This is a genomic window from Paraburkholderia sp. BL10I2N1, assembly GCF_004361815.1.
Classification (GTDB): domain Bacteria; phylum Pseudomonadota; class Gammaproteobacteria; order Burkholderiales; family Burkholderiaceae; genus Paraburkholderia.
Genome location: NZ_SNWA01000004.1, coordinates 138,534 through 156,559 on the forward strand (window position 1 = coordinate 138,534; position 18,026 = coordinate 156,559).

14 protein-coding genes are annotated in these 18,026 nt (G+C 62.2%); 12 read left to right on the forward strand and 2 right to left on the reverse strand.

Annotated elements, in window-relative coordinates:
• Positions 1 to 12 precede the first annotated feature (12 nt).
• From B0G77_RS41970 to B0G77_RS42020, 11 genes are all read left to right on the forward strand, one after another.
• The gene (locus B0G77_RS41970; protein ID WP_133667751.1) at positions 13 to 3,240 is read left to right on the forward strand and encodes a multidrug efflux RND transporter permease subunit; all 3,228 of its coding nucleotides are present in this window, start codon (positions 13 to 15) and stop codon (positions 3,238 to 3,240) included.
• Position 3,241: 1 nt separating this feature from the next.
• A complete protein-coding gene (locus B0G77_RS41975) occupies positions 3,242 to 4,717 on the forward strand; it encodes an efflux transporter outer membrane subunit (RefSeq protein ID WP_133667752.1) in 1,476 nt (491 codons plus the stop codon).
• Positions 4,714 to 6,003, forward strand: coding sequence for a paraquat-inducible protein A (locus B0G77_RS41980; protein WP_133667753.1), 1,290 nt, complete (start codon positions 4,714 to 4,716; stop codon positions 6,001 to 6,003). Before B0G77_RS41975 ends, B0G77_RS41980 begins: the two co-directional genes overlap by 4 nt.
• Positions 5,978 to 7,603: an MlaD family protein gene (locus B0G77_RS41985; protein ID WP_133667754.1), complete on the forward strand. Its 1,626-nt coding sequence runs from the start codon at positions 5,978 to 5,980 to the stop codon at positions 7,601 to 7,603. Before B0G77_RS41980 ends, B0G77_RS41985 begins: the two co-directional genes overlap by 26 nt.
• Entirely contained in the window at positions 7,600 to 8,199 is a 600-nt protein-coding gene (locus tag B0G77_RS41990) for a PqiC family protein (RefSeq protein WP_133667755.1), read from the forward strand. The genes B0G77_RS41985 and B0G77_RS41990 overlap by 4 nt, the downstream gene beginning before the upstream one ends.
• A 161-nt stretch (positions 8,200 to 8,360) precedes the next feature.
• Complete coding sequence (locus B0G77_RS41995) at positions 8,361 to 9,464, forward strand: AI-2E family transporter (protein WP_133667756.1); 1,104 nt, start codon at positions 8,361 to 8,363, stop codon at positions 9,462 to 9,464.
• A 30-nt stretch (positions 9,465 to 9,494) separates the two neighbouring features.
• Positions 9,495 to 11,033: a TolC family protein gene (locus B0G77_RS42000; protein WP_208116611.1), complete on the forward strand. Its 1,539-nt coding sequence runs from the start codon at positions 9,495 to 9,497 to the stop codon at positions 11,031 to 11,033.
• Complete coding sequence (locus B0G77_RS42005) at positions 11,030 to 12,157, forward strand: HlyD family secretion protein (RefSeq protein ID WP_133667758.1); 1,128 nt, start codon at positions 11,030 to 11,032, stop codon at positions 12,155 to 12,157. The genes B0G77_RS42000 and B0G77_RS42005 overlap by 4 nt, the downstream gene beginning before the upstream one ends.
• A 13-nt stretch (positions 12,158 to 12,170) precedes the next feature.
• Positions 12,171 to 13,181 (forward strand): DUF2955 domain-containing protein, encoded by a 1,011-nt coding sequence (locus B0G77_RS42010; protein ID WP_133667924.1) that lies wholly within the window; start codon positions 12,171 to 12,173, stop codon positions 13,179 to 13,181.
• Positions 13,182 to 13,281: 100 nt separating this feature from the next.
• Positions 13,282 to 13,662 carry a potassium channel family protein gene (locus tag B0G77_RS42015; RefSeq protein ID WP_133667759.1) on the forward strand — a complete coding sequence of 127 codons (381 nt, stop codon included), beginning with the start codon at positions 13,282 to 13,284 and terminating at the stop codon, positions 13,660 to 13,662.
• A gap of 148 nt (positions 13,663 to 13,810) precedes the next feature.
• Complete coding sequence (locus B0G77_RS42020) at positions 13,811 to 14,791, forward strand: hypothetical protein (protein ID WP_133667925.1); 981 nt, start codon at positions 13,811 to 13,813, stop codon at positions 14,789 to 14,791.
• Positions 14,792 to 14,942: 151 nt separating this feature from the next.
• On the opposite strand, the gene phaC is transcribed toward B0G77_RS42020, so the two are convergent.
• Positions 14,943 to 16,685, reverse strand: coding sequence for a class I poly(R)-hydroxyalkanoic acid synthase (gene phaC / locus B0G77_RS42025; protein ID WP_133667760.1), 1,743 nt, complete (start codon positions 16,683 to 16,685; stop codon positions 14,943 to 14,945).
• Between the two features lie 14 nt (positions 16,686 to 16,699).
• Positions 16,700 to 17,170 carry a MaoC family dehydratase gene (locus tag B0G77_RS42030; protein ID WP_133667761.1) on the reverse strand — a complete coding sequence of 157 codons (471 nt, stop codon included), beginning with the start codon at positions 17,168 to 17,170 and terminating at the stop codon, positions 16,700 to 16,702.
• Between the two features lie 651 nt (positions 17,171 to 17,821).
• Here B0G77_RS42030 and B0G77_RS42035 point away from each other — a divergent pair.
• On the forward strand, positions 17,822 to 18,022 hold the full coding sequence (locus tag B0G77_RS42035) for a hypothetical protein (protein ID WP_133667762.1): 201 nt from the start codon (positions 17,822 to 17,824) through the stop codon (positions 18,020 to 18,022).
• Positions 18,023 to 18,026 lie beyond the last annotated feature (4 nt).

Consider the following 18,026-nt stretch of genomic DNA (forward strand, 5'->3'; position numbering starts at 1 on the left):
AGGACGGCTGCGATGAGCATCTCCCACTTCTGCATCGACCGACCGATCTTCGCGTCCGTGATCTCGATCGTCATCACCCTGGGCGGTGCATTGACGATGCTCGCGCTGCCCGTCGCCCAGTATCCGGACATCACGCCGCCGCAGATCACAATTTCGACCACTTATCCGGGGGCGAGTGCGGACGTTGTCGCGAACAACGTGGCTGCGCCAATCGAGCAACAGGTGAACGGCGCGGACAACATGATCTACATGAACTCGTCGAGTTCATCCACCGGCAATCTGACGATCAACGCGTTCTTCGAAATCGGCACCAATCCGCAACTCGCGCAGGTCGACGTGCAGAACCGCGTGAACCTGGCGCTGCCGCAACTGCCGCAGTCCGTTCAGGCGCAGGGCGTGCAGGTGCAGAAGAAGTCGTCGGCGTTCATGATGGTTATCGCGATCTACTCGCCGGACCAGCGCTTCGACAGCACGTACATCGCCAACTACGCGAACATCTATGTGCTCGATGCCCTCAAGCGGATTCCAGGCGCCAACCAGTCGAGTATCTTCGGTACGCCTGATTACGCGATGCGCATCTGGCTCAAGCCCGACCGCATGGCGCAACTCGCCATCACGGCGACCGATGTGCAAAACGCGGTCGCGAACCAGAACCAGCAGTTCGCGGTCGGACGCATCGGGCAGTCGCCGACGGGCGAACCCGTTGAACAGTCGTTCGCGGTCACGACCACGGGCCGTCTCGCGGAGCCGGCGCAGTTCGAGAACATCATCCTGCGTGCCGCCAGCGAAGGGTCGGCCATCGTGCGGCTCAAGGACGTAGGCCGGGCCGAGCTGGGGCAGAAGGATTACTCGATTCGCAGCCGTTTTCAGGGCAAGCCCGCCACGATCATCGCGGTCTACCAGCAACCGGGCGCCAACGCGCTCGACGTCTCGAAGCAGGTGCGCGCCGCGCTCGCCGAACTTGGCAAGTCGTTTCCGGAGGGGATCAAATACGAAATTGCGATGGACACCACCGAGTTCACGCGGGCGTCCATCTCCGACGTGGTCCACACGTTCTTCGAAGCGCTGGTGCTGGTGGTGATCGTCGTGTTCGTCTTCCTGCAAAGCTTGCGGGCGACCTTGATCCCGGTGCTGGCGGTGCCTATTTCGATTGTCGGCACCGCCATGGGCATGGCGCTGCTGGGGTTCTCGATCAACATGCTGACGCTGTTCGGGATGGTGCTCGCCATCGGCATCGTGGTCGACGATGCGATCGTGGTGATCGAGAATGTCGAGCGCACGATGACCGTGCGCAAGCTCAATCCGAAGGACGCGGCCAAAGTGGCGATGGACGAGGTGGCGGGGCCGGTGATCGCGATTGTGCTCGTGCTGTGCGCGGTGTTTGTGCCGGTGGCGTTCGTGAGCGGCATTACGGGGCAGTTGTACAAGCAGTTCGCGATCACGATCGCGATTTCGGTGGTGATCTCGGGCATCGTCGCATTGACGTTGTCGCCGTCGCTGGCCGCGCTGCTGCTCAAGAGCGCGCATAAGGAGAAGAAGGGCTTTTTCCGCTGGTTTGAAAATTCGTTCGCGCGGCTGACGGCGAGTTATTCGCGCGCGATCCAGTTCGTCATCAAGCGCTTCGTGCTGGCTCTTCTGCTAATTGGCGGCATGATCGTGCTGACCGTGGTCATGATGAAGTCGATCCCCGGTGCTTTCCTTCCGCCAGAGGACCAGGGCTATCTGCTTGGCGCGGTCCAGATGCCGGATGCCGCGAGTCTCGATCGCACGGGGGCCGTGTCCGATCAGGTCACCGAGTACTTCATGAAACAGGATGCCGTCGGCAGCATCACGACGGTCGACGGATACAGCCTGCTCGACGTGCAGAACAAGAATAACGCCAGCACCTTCTTCGTCGGCCTGAAGAGTTTCGACGAGCGCTACACGCGGGCGAACCGCGCGACGCAGAACGCAAGAACCGTGCTGCTGGACGCCTACAAGACCTTGTCGCAGATCTCGGCCGGGATTGTGGTTCCGGTCAATCCACCGTCCATCCCGGGCCTCGGCACGACGGGCGGCACTGAAGTGTGGATCCAGAGTCAGGGCGACGCGACGATTGCCCAGCTCGCCGGGGTCGTCCAGCAGTTCATCGAGAAGGCGAGGAAGCGGCCCGAACTCTCACGCGTCACGACGACCTTCAATGCTTCGTCGCAGCAGTTGCTGGTCGAGGTCGATCGGGAGAGGGCGCAGACGCTCGGGGTGCCGATCGAGGATGTCTACAGCTCGATGCAGACGATGTTCGGTTCGCTTTATGTGTCGCAGTTCAACCGTTCGAGCCGGCTATGGCAGGTGATCCTGCAAGCCGATCCGACATACCGTCTCAAGCCTCAGGATCTTGACCAGATCTTCGTGCGCAGCAAGACCGGTGCGATGGTCCCGCTCAGGGCGGTCGCGACGTACCGGTATGTCACAGGTCCCGATCTGATTACCCGTTTCAACAATTTCCCGGCCGTCCTCGTTACAGCGAATGCCGCGCCAGGCTACAGTTCGGGCCAGGTGATCAGCACGCTGGAAGAGCTTGCCACCGCGATGCCGCCCGGCTACGGCGTCGCGTGGAGCGGTGAGGCCTACGAAGCGCGAAAATCCGGCGGAACCTCCGGCGCGGTGTTCGTATTCGGGCTCGTGATGGTGTTCCTGATCCTCGCTGCGCAGTACGAAAAGTGGTCGTTGCCGATCGGTGTGATCATGGCGGTACCGTTCGCGCTGTTCGGCGCGTTGCTCGCCATCATGATGCGCGGTCTCAACAACGACATCTACTTCCAGATCGGCCTCACCATGCTGGTCGCGCTCGCCGCGAAGAACGCGATTCTGATCTTCGAGTTCGCCGTCATCAACCGCGAAGCGGGCGCGTCGGTGCTGGATGCGACTGTGCGTGCGTCCGAAGAGCGGCTACGCCCGATTGTGATGACGTCGCTCGCCTTCATTCTCGGCTGCGTGCCGCTTGCCATCGCGGTTGGCGCATCGGCGAACAGCCGGCACTCGATCGGGACCGGTGTGATCGGCGGGATGCTCGGCGCGACCGTCATCGCGGTCTTCTTCATCCCGATGTTCTACTTCCTGCTCGAGTCCCTGTCGTCACGCAAGGGCGGCCCGAAGACGAAGCCAGGGCCGGGTGCCGACACCCCGGGCGGCGCGACGCCGCCAGCGGGCGGTCCGGGCGCACCGAAGGCCACGCCGTCTGCGCAGCATGAGGGTGACTGACATGCGTGCAACGGCATTCGCGCGCCTTCTCGCACCGCTCCTCGTGCTCACATTGAATGGCTGTCTGCTCGGACCGGACTACGTGCGGCCCAAGGTCGATGTGCCGGCCAACTTCCGCTTCACCATTCAGGAGACAACCGACACCGCCAACACCGCGTGGTGGGAGCAGTTTCAGGATCCCGTCCTCAATGACCTGATTGCCGCTGCGCTCGCCGATAACCTCGACGTCAAGGTTGCCGCCGCACGCGTCGAAGAATTTCGCGGCCAGTTCGTGAGTACCCGTTCCGGGTTGTTTCCCCAGGTCGGGGCGAACTTCGATGCTTCACGTCAGCGCGCGACGGAGGTCGGGGCGACGCCAATACCGGCCGGTGTCAGTCCGGTCTACAACCTGTTCGACGCGTCCGTGTCGGCATCGTGGGAAATCGATCTGTTCGGTCGGATCCGGCGCGAGACCGAAGCGGCGCGGGCGAACCTGCTGGCGAGCGAAGAGGGCCGCCGCGGGACGATCCTCACGCTGGTGGCTTCGGTCGCTTCGTCCTATATCAATCTGCGCAGCCTCGACCGGCAGCTCGAAATCGCGAAAGCCACCGTTGAGAGCCGGGCCGATTCGGTCCACGTGTTCACGCTGCGCTTCCACGGCGGCGAAGTATCGCAGATGGAACTGGCGCAGAGCCAGTCCGAATATCAGGCGGCGCTGGCCACCATTCCGCAGCTCGAATCTCAGATCGCGGTGCAGGAAGACGCACTTGCCGTGCTGCTCGGACGCAACCCCGAGCCCATCGTGCGTGGTCGGGAACTGGATGCACTAGCCGCGCCTACGATTCCCGCCGGTTTGCCGTCCGATCTCCTCGAACGCCGTCCGGACGTGCTGCAGGCCGAGCAGAACCTGGTGGCGGAAAACGCACTGATCGGTGCCGCGCGTGCGTTGTATTTTCCGTCGATCTCGCTGACGGGGCTGTTCGGCTCGGTCAGCACGGAATTCTCGAAGCTCTTCACCGGGCCGGCTCGCGTGTGGTCGTTTGCCGGTTCGGTATCGCTGCCGATCTTCACCGGCGGCAACATCGCAGGGCAGGTCCACCAGGCGGAGGCGCGTCAACAGGAAGCGCTCTTCTCCTATCGGAAGGCGATCCAGGTTGCGTTCCAGGAAGTCGCGGATGCGCTCATCACCCTGCAGAAGTCACGCGAGCAACTGAGCGTGCAGGCCGACCAGGTGACCTCGCTCACAACCTACGCGCACCTGGCGCGGCTGCGCTACGAAGGCGGGTATACGAGCTACATCGAGGTGCTCGACGCCGAGCGGAGTCTGTTTAACGCGCAGTTGACCTATGCGCAGACACAGGGTGCCGAGCTGACGTCATTCGTTAGCCTGTACAAGGCGATGGGCGGCGGCTGGGTCGTCAAGGCGGAGGAGATGACGCAGCCGCCGGCTCCTGCCCAGCCGGTGGCGGGTGTGCCGGCATCGGAGGCTCAGCCATGAACCGCGCCGGCCTTCTTGCATGCCATGAATGCGACCTGCTGCAGTTGGATGCAGAGGTTCCCGAAGGGGGCGTGCTGCGTTGTCGACGCTGTCATGGGGAGCTTTACCGCAATCGCGCCAACGCGCTCGACCGTGCGTTTGCGCTTGCGCTGGGGGCGAGCGTGCTGCTGCTGATCGCCAACGCGTATCCGATTGTCGGGCTGTCGGTGAACGGCACGGTGGTCGAGACGACCCTGATTGGGGCAGTAGTCGTGCTCTACAAGGACGGGATGTGGCCGCTCGCGGGGCTCGTCTTCGCCACCACGGTGCTCACCCCTTTTCTGCAGGCCGCGTCGATCCTGTGGATGCTGGTGCCGTTGCGGCTGAACCGCGTGCCCTGGGGGGCTGCGCCCGTGTTCCGGCTGTCTCGCGTCATCCAGCCGTGGGGCATGACCGAGGTGCTGATCCTTGGCCTGCTGGTTGCGCTCGTCAAGCTGGCCCACATCGCCAGCGTCGTGGTCGACGTCGGACTGTGGTCGTTCGGCGCGCTGATGCTGGTGCTCGCCGCCGCGGCTGCGTCGTTCGATTCACGCGAACTGTGGGCGCGCATCGCTACGCTGCAGCATACCGGTGGCCAGCCGCACGACGCGCGCCCTGTGCTGCATGACTGGGTGAGCGCGTCGGAGTGCGGGCTGGTTCAGTGTCATGACTGCGGCTTGCTGGCGAAGGTGCCCGCGCACGCGCATGAACTGCGCTGTCCTCGCTGCGGTGCCTCGATGCATCGCCGCAAGGCGGATAGCCTGACGCGCACGTGGGCGTTGCTGTTCGCCGCGATGGTGCTATACGTGCCGGCCAATGCCTTGCCGGTGATGTACACCAGTTCGCTGTTCGGCGCCCAGAAGGATACGATCCTGAGCGGCGTCGTCTACCTGTGGACGTCCGGTTCGTGGCCACTCGCGCTCGTGGTGTTCATCGCGAGCATCGCGGTCCCGATGCTGAAGATTATCGCCATCGCCTTCCTGGCGATCTCGACCCGGCTTCACTCCTCCTGGAGCCCCGAACAGCGCACGCGCATCTACCGGGTGGTCGAACTGGTCGGGCGCTGGTCGATGCTCGATATCTACGTCATTACGATGCTGGTCGCTCTCGTCCAGTTCAAGGCGCTGGCTACCATCCAGGCGGGTCCTGCCGCCATTGCGTTCGGCGCCGTCGTCGTGCTGACGATGTTCGCCGCCATGTCGTTCGACCCGCGCCTCATCTGGGACGCAGCGAAGCAAGATCATGTCCGATCCCCGGAAACCTCCTGACCTGCCCGATCTCCCTGAAGCCATACCCGCGCCACGCGCGCGCTGGCGGTTCCAGGTGGTATGGCTCGTGCCGATCGTCGCCGTCCTGATCGGCGGGTGGCTCGCCGTCAAGTCGGTCCTCGAACAGGGGCCGACGATCACCATTACATTCAAGACCGGAGAAGGACTGGAGGCAGGCAAGACGAAGATCAAGTTCAAGGACGTCGATATCGGAGTCATCAAGGGAGTGACCCTCTCGAAAGATCACAAGCATGTGGTTGCAACCGCGGAGGTCGTCAAGGATGCGTCGGATCTGCTCGTCGACGACACGCATTTCTGGGTCGTGCGTCCGCGCATCTCAGGCGGCACGGTGTCAGGCCTCGGGACACTCCTGTCCGGCTCGTTCGTCGGCATGGACGCGGGAGCCTCGCCGAAGGCGCGCGACAAATTCACCGGCCTTGAGATTCCACCTGTGATTGCGAGCGATGTACCCGGCCGGGATTTCGTGCTCAAAAGCCCGGACATGGGCTCGCTGGATGTCGGCACGCCGATTTTTTACCGCCGGCTGCAGGTGGGACAGATCACGTCCTTCAGTCTCGATCCGGACGGCAGGAGCGTAACGTTGCACGCCTTCATCAATGCGCCCTATGACAGGTTCGTCAGACCCGATACGCGCTTCTGGCATGCGAGCGGGGTGGACGTGGCGCTCGATACCGACGGCGTGCGGGTCAACATGCAATCGATCGCGTCGATCCTTATTGGTGGCGTCGCATTCGACACGCCGGATCATTCGATCGACCAGCCGCCAGCCGCGGTGGGGACCACCTTCACGTTGTTCGGGCGCTTTGTTGATGCCATGAAGCGCCACGACCGCATCGTCACCCGGTACGTCGCGGAATTCACCGATTCGGTACGTGGATTGACGATCGGCGCGCCGCTCGATTTTCGCGGAATCACGGTTGGCGAGGTAACCGGCATCTATACCCGATTCTCCCGCGAAACCAGGAAGCTGAGTATCGTGGTTGAAGTCGCATACTATCCCGAACGCTTCACGAACCGGTATGAGAGCGGCCCGACCGGCGGCCCGGCCGTCGAGACGGAGAACGCGCACGAATTTGCGGATTATCTGGTCGCAAGGGGCATGCGCCTTCAATTGAGGACCGGCAACCTGCTGACCGGTCAGCTTTATCTTGCCATCGACTTTTTCCCGGATGCGCCGAAAGCGAAAATCGACTGGAGCAAGGATCCAGCTGAATTTCCGACCGTTCCAGGCACACTGCAAACCCTTCAGGATTCCATGTCGCGCCTGATGACGAAACTGAATACGATTCCGTTCGACGCGATCGGCAAGAACACGCAACAGGCCCTGCAGAGCGCCAATGCGTTGCTCACCCATGTCGACAAGGATATTGTGCCTCCAGCGAAGGACACCCTGAATGCCGCACATGGGGTGATGAATTCGGCCAACAGTGCCCTGCAGCCGGATTCCGAACTGCAGCAGAACGTTTCCGATGCTATGGGCCAACTGGCGCAGACGGCCGCCGCCGTCCGCACGCTGGCGGACTACCTCGAACGACATCCTGAGGCACTCGTACGCGGCAAGTCGGAGAACAAACCGTGACGCGCACTGCTCTGGTCATCCTCGTCGTGCTCTCAGGCGTGTTGCTGGGCGCCTGCGGCAGTTCGCCGACGGCGAGCTTCTACACGCTGAAGTCCGATGCCGCACTGGCGCCGATGGTGTCGACGGCGCCGGCTAAGCCTGTCCAGGTCGTGATCAGTGCGGTGACCATCCCCGGCGTGGTCGATCGGCCCCAGATTGTGACCCTTGTGGGCGACAACCAGGTGGCGCTCGACGAATTCGCCCGGTGGGGTGAACCGCTCAAGGCAAACATCGCGCGTGCGATTGCCGGCGATCTCGCCAGGTTGCTGGGATCGGACCGCGTATCGGTATTCGATGCGGGCATGGATCCGGCCAATACATGGCGCGTAAGGGTGGACGTGATGCGTTTTGATGCGACGCCCGGTGAGGCGGTGACGATCGAGGCATTGTGGGCACTGGTTGCGCCGGGCAAATCGGTACCCGTCGTCGGGAGGTCGCTTGTCCGCCAGCAGATGGACGGGCACGGCAACGACGCCCTGGTGTCGGCGGCCGACAGGGCGCTTGGTGCGGTGAGCCACGATATAGCCGCGGTCATTCAGGCGGGCTCGCCTCAATAGCGGATCGCGACGGACGGTTTTTCTTGTACATGGTTTCTGGTGACGTTTTACCCCGAAAGCGCCGGTAACAGCGGTGTGGCTCAGTCGAGGCCATCGCGGGTTCCTGGCAAGCCTGGTTTGCCGTCGGGATCCCCTCGCGGCGACCCGCGAGGAGACAACCGATGCTGCCCACCCCGACTGCCCCCAGGACACTTTCCCGAGACTTGCTCGACGCGTTGATCCGTGCAGGGCTGATTGCCGTTCTGGCCGTGTTCTGTTTCCGGGTCTTCGTACCATTCCTCAACCTGATGGTCTGGGCGCTGATCCTCGCGATCACGCTTTATCCGTTGCAGGTCAGACTCCGAAGCCGATTCGCCAACAAGGAAGGTATGGTCGCCACCCTGATCATCCTTGTCTCGTTTGTCATCATTCTCGTGCCGACGTATTTGCTGGGCGTCGCCGTAGCCGACTCGATCGAGAGAGGGATGGAGATCTTCAAGAGCGGCAGCTTCCGTATTCCACCGCCTGCCGAATCGATCGCCAGCTGGCCGCTGGTCGGTCATCGCGTGTATGACTTCTGGCAGCAAGCCTCGACGGATCTCACCGGTCTCGCGCAGCGGTTTGCACCGCAACTCAAGGACTTCGGCCTCGCCTTGCTCGGCACTGTCACCGGCCTTAGCGCGGGGCTGCTGATTTTCTTCGTCGCCCTGATCGTCGCGGGCATTTTCATGGCACATGGCGAGACAGGCTACAACAGCGCGGTGCAGATCTTCTCGCGTATCTCCGGTCCTGAGAACGGCGTGCAAATTGCCGATCTGTGCACGTCCACCATCCGCGCGGTCGCCCAGGGCGTGGTCGGTATTGCGTTCATCCAGATGTTGCTGATTGGCGTCGCGTTTATCGTCATGGGTATTCCCGGCGCGGGTTTGCTCGCGCTCGCCGTGCTGCTGATCGGCATCATGCAGTTGCCCGCCACGCTGATCACGGTTCCCGTCATCATCTTCGTGATCGTCACGGAGGGGGTCAGCACGGGGACGATTGTCTTCTCGGTCTATGTTTTCATCGCGGGTCTGGCAGATAACGTGCTCAAACCCTTGCTGCTCGGCCGTGGCGTCGCGGTGCCGATGCCCGTGGTGCTGATCGGCGCGCTCGGCGGCATGGTGACGGGTGGCGTGATCGGCCTCTTCATCGGTCCCGTCATGCTCGCGGTGGGTTATCAGCTGTTCTGGCGCTGGGTGAGAGACCAGCCGGAGCGCCAGAGCGTCGAGGAACAAAAGCAGTCCTGAAGCTGTGGAGACGGTTCCGTGTCCCCTTTCATGCGTCCATACGGGATGGCGGTACTGCTTGGGGCAGGCTGCCTGAGTGGATGCATGCGCGTGGGACCGGACTTTCAACCGCAGCACGAGAGCTGGAGCGAGCACTGGAGCAGCGCCTCGATCGAGCAGACCACGGAGCAGGCAACGCAACCCGACGCGCGGCAGTGGTGGCAGGTTTTCGCGGACCAGAATCTCGACCGTCTGATTGCCGAGGCAGATGAGCACAACGGCGACCTGAAGATTGCCGGCCTGCGGGTCATCGAGGCGCGCGCCCAATTGGGCATCGCAGAGGCAGGACGTTACCCACAGGTACAGCAGGCCAACGCCGACGTGCTTTATTCCGCGCGCAAACGCTCCGGTGGATTCAACCCTCGCTCCGGCGGCTACTGGCAGTACGGTGCGAGTTTCAGCATTGGTTGGGAGCTGGATTTCTGGGGGCGTTTCAGCCGCGCGATCGAGTCGGCCGACGCCGCGTTTTTCGCCTCCCAGGCCAACCGCGACGACGTATTGGTCTTGCTGCACGCGCAGGTTGCCGATACGTATTACACACTGCGCACGGCAGAGGCGCGGCTACGCATCGCGCGCGAGAACGCCCAGTTGCAAAAGCGCAGTTATGAGATCACGCAGCGGCTCTTCAAGAGCGGGGAAAGCGACGAACTCGATCTTCAGCAGGCGAAGACGCAGTATCTCGGCACGCTCTCCAGCGTCCCCGACCTCGAGAGCCAGATCGTGCTCGCGCGTCATGCGCTGTCCGTGCTGCTTGGCCGGCCACCGGGCCCATTGCCGGAGCTCGATGCGCAGTCGGGCAAGGAAGGCTGGATTCCGCTAGTCGATCGCGCCGTGCTGCAGGACGTGCCGGCCAGTCTGCTGCTGCGCCGCCCCGATGTTCGCGCGGCCGAGTTTCAGATGGCTGCGCAGTCTGCGCTGATCGGCGTGGCGAAGGCGGACCTGTACCCGTCCATATCGTTGGTGGGCTCTCTGGGATGGAGCGCCAGCTCGCTCTCGGGCTCACCAAACACGCTCGGCGTGGCGGGCGGCCCGAGCGTCACGTGGAATCTGTTCGATCACGGCAAGATCAAGAACAACGTGCGCGTGCAGGATGCCCGCCTGCAGCAGTTGATCGTTGCCTATCAGAACACCGTGCGCGAGGCCGCGCGCGAAGCCGACGACGCAGCGACGTCGCTCATCGCGGCGTTGCAGCGCGACAGTATCCTAAGTGACGCGCAAGGCGCTGCGCGGCGCTCGTTGACCCTTGCCAACACGATATATCGGGAAGGGTACTCCGACTTCCAGCGCGTCCTCGATGCGCAGCGCGCGCTGTTCGCTCAACAGGATGCTTACATCGTCAACCGCAGCAACGCCGTGGGCAGTCTGATCGCGCTCTATAAGGCGGTCGGTGGAGGCTGGTACGGCGAGGGGCCGCTCGTCGATCCGGCGACCCGCCAGCAAATGCAGCAACGCACCGACTGGGGCGACTTGCTGAACGAACCGGATGCGCCGTCCGTCACCGCCAGCCCTTCCGCAGGTCCGTCCCGATGAGCGACACGCCCACGCCCACCACCACCCCGCCGCCGGATTCGCCGGCGCCTGCCGCCGACTCATCGGGCAAGGCCGTGAAGTGGGTCGTCGGCCTGATCGTCGTGAGCCTGATCTGGTATCTGCTCGCCGACCGCTTCACGCCTTATACGCAACAGGCGCGCGTTCAGGCCTACGTCGTGCCCGTCGCCGCGGAAGCTTCGGGACGGGTGACACGTGTGCTCGTCCACAACAACCAGGAAGTCAACGCGGGCGACGTGCTGTTCGAGGTCGATAACACGCAGTACCGCATCTCCGTCGATCGCGCGCGGGCCGACCTCGAGTCGACGCGCCGGCAGATCGGCGCGAGCACGGCCGGTATCGATTCGGCACTCGCTTCGTTGCGGGCGGCCATCGCGAACGAGGTCAAGGCGCGTCAGGACAGCGACCGGCTCGAACGGCTTTACCGGGAAGACGAGGGCACGGTTTCGCTGCGACGCCTGGAAGTCGCGCGTGCGACCCACGAGCAGGCCCAGAGCCAGGTTGCTGCCGCCCGTGCCGAAGTGGAGCGCGCGCGCGAACAGCAAGGCGGCACCGACGCGGAGAATGCGCAGCTGCGCAGCGCCGCCGCTGCGCTGGAAAAAGCGGAGCTCGATCTTGCCAATACCCGGATCAGGGCGCGCTCAGCTGGCGTCATCACGGATCTGCGCACTGAAGTCGGCCAGTTCGCGGCGGCGGGCAACCCGGTCATGACGCTGATCGCCATTCACGACGTCTGGGTCAGCGCGGATATGACCGAAAACAATCTTGGCCACCTTCGGCCGGGCATGCCTGTGGCCATCGCGCTGGACGCGCTGCCCGGCGAGATATTCGAAGGGCGGTTGCGCAGCATCGGATACGGTGTGAGCGTGGGCCAGAGCACGCCGCCGGGAACCCTGCCCACTGTCCAGAACAGCCGTGACTGGCTGCGCCCAGCGCAACGCTTTCCGGTCATCGTCGAGTTCGCGAAAGGCGAAAATGCGCGACTACGCAACATTCGGGTGGGCGGGCAGGCTGAAGTGATGGCGTTTCCGACGGAGGGCAATCCGCTCAATCCGCTCGGCCGAATGTTCCTGTATGTGATGAGCCTGCTTTCGTACCTCTACTGAGAGAATTATGCAGATGGAGTTCCAGCAGCGCCTTAGTCGCCGTACGCTACGGTTCGCAATCGGCACGGCACTGTGTCTCGCGACCAGTTTCGCGCTGGACCTGCCCATTCCCGTGGTCGCGCCGGTGTTCGCCGTGTTTCTGCTCGCGACGCAGAACCGGCCGATGTCGTTCAAGACAGGCGTGGCTTTCGCGCTGGTCGTCGCGCTGACGACGGGCACTGGCCTGCTGCTTGTGCCGGTGCTGCGCTATTACCCGGCTGCTGGTGTGCTGCTGATCGGGCTCGCACTGTTCCTCGCGTTCCGCTATGGCCTGCGCGGCGGGAACAACCTGGTTGCGACCTTTCTGGTGGCGGGACTGACGATGATTTCCGCCGCAGGTACGGCTGACTTCCAGCTGGCCATGACCGTCGTCGGCGCGCTGGTAAAAGGCCTGTTGCTCGCGGTGCTGATGCTGGCATTGACGCACTGGCTGTTTCCCGAACCCATGAATGCTCGGCCGGAGCCCGCGGCGCGCAACGCGCAGGGCGATCCGGCGAGCCGGATCGCCCTGCGCGCTGCGCTTGTCGTCATGCCTGCCTGGCTGCTTGCCATGAGCGATCCAGCCGGCTACATGCCGATCATCATGAAGTCAGTGAGCCTCGGCAGACAAAGCTGCGGCACGACGGCCCGGGGTGCCGCGCGCGAGTTGCTCGGCTCCACGCTGACGGGCGGCCTGCTCGCGATCGCATTCTGGTTTTCGCTCCGGTTCTTCGTTCATCTCTGGATGTTTTTTCTGTGGATGTTGCTGTTCGGCTTGCTGGTTGGGCGCAAGCTCTATCGCATCAGCCCGACCCGGTATTCGCCGGGTTTCTGGCTTAACAGCCTGGTCACGATGATCATCCTGCTTGGTCAATCCGTAGAGGACAGCGCGGCGGGCAAAGACGTCTACAGGGCGTTCGCGGTGCGTATGGGGCTCTTTGTGGCTGTGACCGTTTACGCGTGCCTGATGCTTCAGATTTTCGAGTATCGCAGGCGAGTACAGTGACGCGCCGGATGGAGTGCGGCGTCAATGACGACAGTACGCGCAATCGGCGTTTCGGCAATTCGCGTTCAGGCAGTTAAGTACGTCCCGAGAGGTATTCTCCATGAATAAGGCAACAGGCGATGCGGCTGCCCCCGTGCGGGCCCGTGAGATCGTGCGGGAATTTGGCGTGACCCTGTGGTTCCTGCGTCTGATCCTCGCAGGCCTGCTGGTGCTGTGTGTTCTATTGACGCTCGGAATGTACTACTACGGTGGTCCGGTTGAGACGGTGAATCGAACACCCTCGCCGTTGGGGCAGACCGTGTACTTTTGCGCTATCACGGCGCTGACAATCGGATACGGCGACGTGGTACCCACCACGACGTTCGGGCGAATAGATGCGGTATTGCTTGGCGTGATCGGCATGCTCATGACAGGCCTGCTCACCGCCGCAGCAGTCCGGGGTGTCCAGGAAGCCGCTCACCGGTCCGGCGCACAGCACTGACTTCGTCGCGCCCTGGGAAGTGAAAGACCGGCGGCTCAAGGAGGGCTGCAAGGTACCGCAACTGATGGGAGTGTGTATGCGCGTCAGGACCATGGAGTCAGCCTGCCGAGTGCTGGAAGGTTGGCCACGTAGTCTGACAAGCCGGGGGATGTTCTGGCCGTGGTCATGTCGCGCGTCATGTGTGGCGTGCGCTGGCCTCGTCGCGGCTTTGCTGTCCGTCCAGTCGCACGCGCAGGTAACGTTGAACGGCCTGTCGAACCGTACCGTTATCGGAGGAAATGTAAAGCAGCATGCTGATGCTGTGCTGTCCATCATGACGTATACGACGGTCCCCGATGTGACCACCAGCTCACTGTCGATCAACAACGGCTCCACCGGCAATCCTGGCTTTGGCCAGACGCAACTCGGAGGCGGCTTCACACTCAGCAGGTCCTTTCCGTTGTATTTGGAGGGTACGCTCGCGTACAGTCGTTATGACCCGACCTTCATCGCCACGGATGGCGCCGAGCAGCGACCATTGCCGACCCGATGGAACACCTTCAGCAGCACAATCGGGATTGGCTGGGATTTCCGCATCACGGATGAGCTGGTGTTTCGCCCCATCCTGAATGGCACCATTGGACGCGTCTCGAGCGATCTGAGGGTGGGGCAGTCGATCATCAATCACGTCACGGACAGCAATCTCCAGTTTCTCGACAACGGATCGCTGGACGCATACGGCTATGGCGGATCGCTGATGCTCGATTACGAGCACTACCGTGAAAACTATGAGATCGATGTCGAATTGCGCGCGACCGATATCTATCTGCGTAGTTTCGGTGGGACTTCCGAGGCTGTGCAGGGTTCGGCCATGGCGCAGCAGTTCAGCGTATGGGCGCGCTGGCGCGCGCCGACGGGTTGGCACGCACTTGACCGACCGATCCGCTACGTGCTCGAAACCGCTTACTCACACTATTTTGGTGACAGTGCCGGGGTGCTTGGGTTCAACGACCTCACGTCGTTGGGCGTCGGGCTCGAACTGGACAGCAGCAAATATCCAATCATCATCACCCGCACGCGCGCAATCGTGAGATATGTATTTGGACACAATGTGCATGGCGTGTCGTTCGGGTTAGCGGTGAGCTTTTAGCGTATTCGGGCGCGTGCAAGGCTGCCGGTTAAACCTCAGGCAGGTCGGGCAGGGCGTGTTCGCGGCCGCTGCTTCCAGAGCGGCGAAGCGGCTTTCGCCGCTTCACTCGATTGTCTGGAAGTGCCAGCCGCTGTGAGGGGCGTGACGGGAATCAGCCTGCGCGAACTGTCACATACCGGCCGGGCGCGGGTTCGATCGGCATGTGACTTGAACTGCCCAGCGTCGTGCGGGCTCCCACTTCGTCACCTGCGTGCTGCCTGACCCAGCCAATCCAGTGATTCCACCAGCTACCCGCCTGTTTCCTGGCGGATGTGCGCCATTCTTCTGCGTTGCTTCCGGAAGTCCCACCCGCCCAGTAGCTGCGCTTGTTCTTCGACGCCGGATTGATGACGCCAGCGATATGACCGCTTGCGCCCAGCACGAATTCGGTTTTGCCGCCCAACAGATGCGTCGAGCGCCAGGCCGATTGCCATGGAACGATGTGATCTTCCTCCGTTGCAAGCAGGTAGCTCGGCATATCGATGCATCCGAGATCCACTTCGGTGCCGCACATGGTCAGCTTGCGCGGCACGCAGAGATTGTTCTCGAGGTACATGTTGCGCAGATACCAGCTATACATCGGACCAGGCAGGTTGGTCGTGTCCGCGTTCCAGTAAAGCAGATCGAATGCGGCCGGTGTTTTGCCTTTCAGGTAGTTGTTGATGACGTACGGCCAGATCAGGTCATTGGCGCGCAGCGACTGAAATACGAATCCGAGTTCACGCCCGGGGTAGAGCCCCCCGCTGCCGATCGTCTGCTCGCGCGTCGACACCCCCAGCTCGTCAATGAATACACCCAGATCACCGGGTTCGCTGAAGTCGAGCAACGCCGTCAACAACGTCAGACTGGCCACCGACTCGTCGCCGTTTGCGCGCATCACGGCGAGTGCGGACGACAGCATCGTGCCGCCGACACACCAGCCCAATGCGTTGACCTTGTCGGCACCGCTGATTGCGCGTGCCACATCGAGCGCCTTCATGACGCCTTGGCCGAGGTAAGCATCCCAATCGGTATGCGCCATCGTTTCATCCGGATTGCGCCAGGAGACCAGGAAGACCGTGAGCCCCTGTTCGCAGGCAAAGCGCACGAAGGAGTTATCCGGTTGGAGGTCCAGGATGTAGAACTTGTTGATGCACGGCGGCACGATCACGAGCGGACGGTGCGCGACCTTCGGTGTGAGCGGCGCATACTGGATCAACTGGAACAGCTCGTTCTCGTATACCACCGCGCCATCGGATACCGCGACGGACCGGCCCACTTCGAACGCGCTTTGATCCGTGATTGAAATGGCGCCCTGCTTCATATCCTCCAGCAGATGCGTCAGACCTGCCAGCAGGCTGCTACCCCCTGAGTCGAGGGCATGCCGGATCACTTCCGGGTTGGTGGCAGGAAAATTCGAAGGGCTCGTCAGGTCGATAAACTGGCGTGTGAAAAAGCGGAGCTTGTGCTTTTCCTTATCGTCCAGCGTGCTCGCTTCCACCACGTCTTCAAGCATCCTGGCATTGATCAGGTAGTTTTGCTTCAGCAGATTGTGCCAGCCATTGCCGGACCAGTCTTCCGTGTGAAACCGCCGGTCGCCGCGCTCGGGTTCGGCCACGGACTTCAGGCCCGGCTGCGCGCCGATCGCACCTGCCAGGGCGCTGCTCCAAAGCTCCGCTTGCTGTCGCCAGAAATTGACGCTCGCGTGCATGACGACGTTTTGCGCGCCAGATGACGCACGATAAATCTCCTTGCCTTCGGCGTCGAGTACCGCATCGCCATGCCCACCCGCTAGCGGAAGCGATCGCCAGAAATTGAATCCGGCCTTGAACCAGCCCATGGCGAACTCGTCGGGCACGCTGAACAGCATTTTCATTCTGAACCCCACCACTACCCGTTATTCGCCGCCGAAGCGGTGCGCTCGCAGGCCTCACCGCCACGCGAAGACGGCATGACCACGGCATCGCCATCGATGACTACCTTGCCGCCGACCGTGCAGATGGTGGATAACACCACGCGACGCCTTTCGGGAATCAGTTCCTTGACGATCACCTCTGCCTGAACCGTGTCGCCTGGACGAACGGGCGCCTTGAAGCGCAGGTTCTGTCCAAGATAGATCGTGCCAGGACCCGGCAGCTGGCCGGCGATCGTCGCGGAGATGATGCTCGCGGTCAGCATGCCGTGCGCAATGCGTCCCTTGAAGCACGTCGTTTGCGCAAATTGCTCGTTGATGTGAACCGCGTTGATGTCTCCCGATGCCCCGGCGAACAGCAGGATGTCTGCTTCCGTGATGGTTTTGGCAAAGCGGGCGCTCATGCCAGGCTGCAGGTCTTCAAAGTCGTATCCGTTTAGCTCGTTCATCGTTCTTCCATATGCCGGGGCCGGGTTTGCCCGCTTCGACAATCTTGTGGTACGCAGACGAATCTGAATCGGCCAGTGGGTCCGATCCGTCCGTCCGTCAGGATTGGCTATCGTACTGTCAAGGCGTTTGATTCCGGTATCTAAACCTGCCGTTGTATTGACAAAGCGTGCCGTTTTGATCTGCATACCAGATGAATGACCGCGTGTATGTGCTTGTATGTGGGCGTTCAGTCATGCCCAGAAACAGCAGCGGAAATATGTTCCGCGAGATAGAGGGGAACCCGCAAGGCGATATCAAGAGTATGTCTACACGCTGCAAGCGCGCCTCGTCGGCGCGCTAGAGGAGACGGAACTGCGACCCGCCTCTAGTCGTAAGAAGGTTCAGTGGCTGAGGTGTGATTCCCGGTTCCCCTCCATTAATGGGAGGGGTTGGCACGTCGATTTTGCGGGATATTCGCCTCGAGCTTGAGTTATCGGGCATCGGGTATCGGCCATGCATCGAAGTCCATGAGGGATGAAAGACTTCAATCTGATGCGAGGTGACCGTCGGGTACAGGGTATCCGTTCGAGCGATCGGCCATGCAGGAATGCAATCAGGTGTGCAGCGTGTCGTGCGCCTGACACCCGTCTTTTTTCAATTGGAGCGTGAAGATGAGCTACGAATCAGGCATGGCAAAACCCGCAATCTCCGATGAAACACCTGATGACGGTCAGGAGCATGACGTCCATTCGGGCGAAAAACATTGCACACGTGGCGCCTCGTTTCAGCCGTCGCCACGCTGGGCGTGGACTGCCGCAAGCGAACACTACGACTGGATGGACAATCATGGCCCGTTTCTGTGCCTTGACTGAGCCT